The organism is Arthrobacter sp. HMWF013, assembly GCF_003061105.1.
In the GTDB taxonomy this organism is placed as follows: domain Bacteria; phylum Actinomycetota; class Actinomycetes; order Actinomycetales; family Micrococcaceae; genus Arthrobacter.
Genome location: NZ_QAIQ01000599.1, coordinates 1 through 1143 on the forward strand (window position 1 = coordinate 1; position 1143 = coordinate 1143).

A 1143-nucleotide genomic window follows, 5' to 3' on the forward strand; every position below is an offset into this window, starting at 1 on the left:
TCAGGACCTTTTCCGTGCCTGCGACCTGCGCGACGCCGGACAGTCCGGCGAGGCCGCCGGCGATGGCCATCACCAGGACGGTGGCACGCGGGACGTTGATACCGGCGGTCAGCGCCGCCTTCGGGTTGGCCCCCACTGCGCGGAACTCGAAGCCGATGGTGGAGCGGTTCAGCAGCCAGGACACAAACACCGTTGCAGCAATGGCCAGCAGGAACCCAAGGTGCAGGCGGTACTGGGTGCCGAAGATCTGCGGATACACGGCGGTGGCGTCCAGAATCGGCGAGATCGGGGTGGCCTCGCCGGGCCGCTGGAACGCCGGCGAATCTAGCAGGTACCGGACGAGGTAGAGCGCTATGTAGTTGAACATGATGGTCACGATGACCTCATGGGCACCGGTCCTGGCCTTCAGCAGGCCCACGAGGCCGCCCCAGACTGCGCCGGCGATAACGCCGGCGAGGAGGACCAGCAGCAGGTGCAGCCCCACCGGCAGGTGGAGGGCGAATCCAACCCAGGCGGCCAAAATGCCGGCCATGATGATCTGGCCCTGGGCACCGATGTTGAACAGGCCTGCGCGGAACGCCAGGGCAACGCCGAGGCCTGCCGTAATCAGCGGGGTGGCGATGGTCAGGGTCTCCATCAGCGGAGCGAACTGTCCGCTGATCCCGCTCCCCCGCGGGTTGAAGACCGAGCCCTGGAAGAGAGCGACGTAGGAGCTGGTCGCGGCCGACCAGACGGCGGTGAGGAAGTCAGACGGACGGGCAAACAGGTAGCTCGATGTGGCGGCGACCCTCTCGTCCGTGCTGGCAATAAGCAGCCCGCCCAGAATCAGCGCCAGGATGACGGCGAGGATGGTGACGATGCCGTTGCCGGTGAAGATCTTGCGCAGGACCGAGTCCGAGTCCCCACCGGGAAGGGACCCGCTCTGGGCCGACACGGGAACGGCGGATGGCCGCATCGCGCCGCCGGCAGTGTCCAGTGAGGTCACCAGGGCGGTGTCCTGCGTGGACGCCGGAGCAGCCGGTTCCTCGGGTTTCGTTCCCGGAACGCGGTCCGGATCCGGGCCGGCCGGGCGGCGCGGCTCGTTGTTCTCACTCATGGTCGTCTCCTACGGCACCGGAGCGGGGCTCCTGCACGGGCTGGGCG

The 1143-nt window shown here is 68.0% G+C and carries 1 protein-coding gene; it reads right to left on the reverse strand.

Annotated features, from left to right (window positions below; genetic code table 11):
* Nucleotides 1-1096: ABC transporter permease (locus DBR22_RS20265; protein ID WP_108600478.1), on the reverse strand; the 1096-nt coding region annotated here is incomplete at its 3' end.
* Nucleotides 1097-1143: the final 47 nt, after the last annotated feature.